3 protein-coding genes are annotated in these 3,420 nt (G+C 75.7%); 1 reads left to right on the forward strand and 2 read right to left on the reverse strand.

Annotated elements, in window-relative coordinates:
• Positions 1-147 precede the first annotated feature (147 nt).
• A complete protein-coding gene (locus DZF91_RS26520; protein WP_235834585.1) occupies positions 148-1,599 on the forward strand; it encodes a sensor histidine kinase in 1,452 nt (483 codons plus the stop codon).
• Here the strand turns inward: DZF91_RS26520 and DZF91_RS39080 are convergent.
• On the reverse strand, positions 1,502-2,788 hold the full coding sequence (locus DZF91_RS39080; RefSeq protein WP_147341395.1) for a hypothetical protein: 1,287 nt from the start codon (positions 2,786-2,788) through the stop codon (positions 1,502-1,504). The two genes, DZF91_RS26520 and DZF91_RS39080, sit on opposite strands and share 98 nt — an antisense overlap.
• Positions 2,785-3,420: hypothetical protein (locus tag DZF91_RS40425; protein ID WP_199486910.1), on the reverse strand; the 636-nt coding region annotated here is incomplete at its 5' end. The genes DZF91_RS40425 and DZF91_RS39080, both read right to left, overlap by 4 nt.

Below are 3,420 nucleotides of genomic sequence, written 5' to 3' on the forward strand. Positions count from 1 at the left end.
GTCTCCCCGCCGTCCCTCGGGGCGGACGGCGGGGAGACCCGGCGGGGAGGGCGGGGTGGCGGCCCGGAACGGCGGTGTGGCCCGCCGTAACGGATCTTTGCCGGGTCCGGCGGGTCGTGTTTACCGAGGCCGGGGAACCCTCCGGGGGTGAGCGCTCCGTCGGCGCGGCTGTGGCAGCGGGTGCTGCGTGACCCGTCCATCCGGACCGGGGTGACCGTCCGGGCGGTGATGATCACGCTCCTCCTGGTGATCCCGCTCTACCTGGTCGCCATGCTGCTGGTCACCGCCGAGGCGCAGCACTCCGAGGAGCGGAGGGTCGCCCGGCGGGCCCGGGTTGTGGCCGAGTACATCCGGGACGGGCGGTTCGGCCAGCCTGTCGTGACCGACCGGGCCGGCGCGCTCGTCCAGGTCGTGGACCGGTCGCGGCACGTGGTCGCGGCGAGCGACGGGATGCGCGGTCGCCCGCCGGTGAACTTCCGGGCGCCCGAGGGCATGGACACCCGCGAGGACGGCATCAGCTGCGAGATCGACGCGCCCGGCGGGCCCTGCTTCCAGGTGGTGGCGATGCGCGCCTACGACGGGCGCAGGGATCTCATCGTCTATGCGCTGGAGGAGTCCCATCCGTGGCTGCCCCGGCCGGGGGTCGCCGCGCTGTCGGCGCTGGCGATCCCGGCCGTGACGGCCTTCGTGGGGTTCGGCGCCTGGCGGGCGGCCGGGCGGGCGCTGCGCCCGGTGGACGTGCTGCGCCGCAACCTGGACGAGATCACCGCGAGCGACCTGGAGCGGCGGGTGCCCGAGCCGATCCGGCGGGACGAGATCCACGCGCTCGCGCGCAGCGTGAACCAGACGCTCGACCGGCTGGAGAAGGCGGTGGCGCGGCAGCGCGCGTTCATCTCCGACCTGTCGCACGAACTGCGCAGCCCCCTCACCGGCCTGCGGACGGAGCTGGAGCTCGCCCGCTCCGACCCGGCGGCCGCCGGGATGGCCGAGTCGACCGAGGCGATGCTGCGCAACGCCGACCGGCTGGAGCAGGTGCTGGACGACCTGCTCGCGCTGGCCCGGCTGGAGTCCGACCAGGGGCTGCGCAAGGAGCCCCTGGACCTGCACGAGATCGCCGACCAGGAGGTGCTGCGCCGCCCGCGCCGGACGCGGGTGCGGGTCGTCGGCGACGCCCCGGTGGTGGTGCGCGGCGGACGGCTGGAGCTGGCGCGGGTGCTGACCAACCTGATCGACAACGCCGACCGGCACGCCGCGACCGCGGTGACGGTCGAGGTCGGGGAGCAGGACGGTCAGGCGGTCGTGGAGGTCGTGGACGACGGCGGCGGCATCCCGCCCGAGGACCGCGAGCGCGTGTTCAACCGGTTCACCCGGCTCGCCGAGGCGCGGCACGAGGACGCCGGCGGCACCGGCCTCGGGCTCGCCATCTCGCGCGACATCGTCGAGGCGCACGGCGGGACGCTCGTCATCACCGACCGGACCGACGGCACCCGCGGCGCCCGGTTCATCCTGCGGCTGCCGAAGGAGGAGGGGCCGGAGCGGCACCGGCGGCGGAACGGCCACCGCCGCGGCGGCCCGACCGGACCAGCACTACGCAGCTGAGCACGAGTTCCTTGGCCGCCAGCGCGTACACCGCGCCTGACGCGCCGAGCAGCGGGATCGCGACGGCGCCCGCGGCGGCGACGGCGAGCAGCCCGGTCGTCCCGGCGAGGGCGCTGGTGCGCAGATGCCGTCCGCCGGAGTTCTCCAGCAGGTAGGACGCGTACGCCATCAGCATGTACAGCGGCGCGCGCGACACCATCAGGACGGCCAGGGCGACGAGCGCGGGCGCGCCGTCGAGGACGGTGAACTGCGCGGCCAGGGCGAGCGGCAGCCAGCAGAGGCTGCCCAGCAGGACGCCGCGCGCGAGCCGGTGCGCCCGGGACCGTCCGGCCGCCGCGCCCCGCCCGGCCAGCCGGACGGACGTGGCGGGCTGGAACACGCGCTGCGCGAAGTAGCCCGCGCCGATCGCCAGCGACCAGGCCATCAGCACCAGGTAGAGGTCGCCGCTGGCGCGGTGCCCGGCGGACGCCAACGACAGCTCGACGTACAGCAGGCTCGTCGCGAGGTTCGCGGTCACCTCGGGCGCGCCCATCAGCACGACCGTCCCGGCGAGCAGCGCCCGCGTCCGCCGCACGCGGGCGGACGGCTCCGGGACGGGCATCAGCCGCGCGAGCGCCAGGTTCAGCGCCAGGGTCACGGCGAGCAGCCCGGAGAAGTACGCGACGGGTGGCGGTCCGGTGAGAAGGACGAGTCCGCACATGACGGCCAGTCCGACGGAGAGGGCCGCGTAGGCGGCGATGTCCCGGTCGGGGCGGCCGAGGGCGCGGTGGACGGCCGTCCCGAGCAGCACGCAGCCGAGCGAGACCTGGTAGGACGCGGCGGCGGTGTAGAGGGTGGCGGTCGCGTGCGGGTCGCGCAGCAGCATGACGGCCGTGGCCGCCGCGAACGGCAGCGGCAGCAGCGCGACCGTCGCGCGCAGTGGTCCGAGCAGGTCGCCGCGTGTGCGGGTGGAGCGCGGCAGCAGTTTCAGCGCGGCCTTCTCCGGTCCGGCCTGGACGAGCGGGGTGAGCCACACGGCCGTGCCCGCCGCCGCCGCGTACCGGCTGAACTCGTCCCTCCCCCACGCGAACACGAGGATCATCCCGGCCGCGTAGAGGAGCATGCGCAGGACGACGCGTCCGACCAGCAGGGACAGGACGAGCCCGGTGCGCGGCGCGGCGGCGGCGACGGGACGGTCCTGGACGGTCACGGTCCCGCCGCCACCGCGTAGGACGGGACCAGTTCGGCGCCGAGGGCGGCCTTGAGGTCGCTCTTGCCCTTCCCGAGGATGACGCCGTTCTTCCCGTGCGTGACGGCCCACTCCAGAAGCCGCGCGTACGAGTCGAAGTACAGGTGCCGCACGGGTTCGGCGCCCCAGCGCCAGTAGAGCGGCCACGTCGGATGGTCGAGCAGGAGCGCGATGCCGGCGAGGTGTTCCGCGGCGTCCCGGTAGGCGATGGCGATGGCGTCCGGGTGGGCGATGAGCGCTTCCACGTAGGGCAGGGCGAGCGGCGCGGACGGAAGGTGCCCGCTCTCGTACTTCGCCTCGTTCCGCCAGAGCAGGTCGGCCACCTCCCGGCCCTCGACGAGGCCGCGGGCGGGGCCGACGCGGCAGTCCAGCGACGACAGCGCGCGCCGCTGCCTGCGCAGGTCGGTCCGGCGGGAGCGGGAGAGCGACGCCAGCCATCCCTCCGGGTCGGACCAGGGGGTGGCGAGCCGCGCCAGCGGGTTCAGCGGCCGGGAGAGCCGGACGGCACCCGGCACCGACGCCCGGTCGTCGGCCTCCGCGCGCAGCCACAGCACGCCCGGTGCCGCCGCCCCCGCCTCGCGCCGCAGCCGCCG

Origin of the sequence: Actinomadura logoneensis, from assembly GCF_003428695.1 — a bacterium.
Taxonomy (GTDB): Bacteria; Actinomycetota; Actinomycetes; order Streptosporangiales; family Streptosporangiaceae; genus Spirillospora; species Spirillospora logoneensis.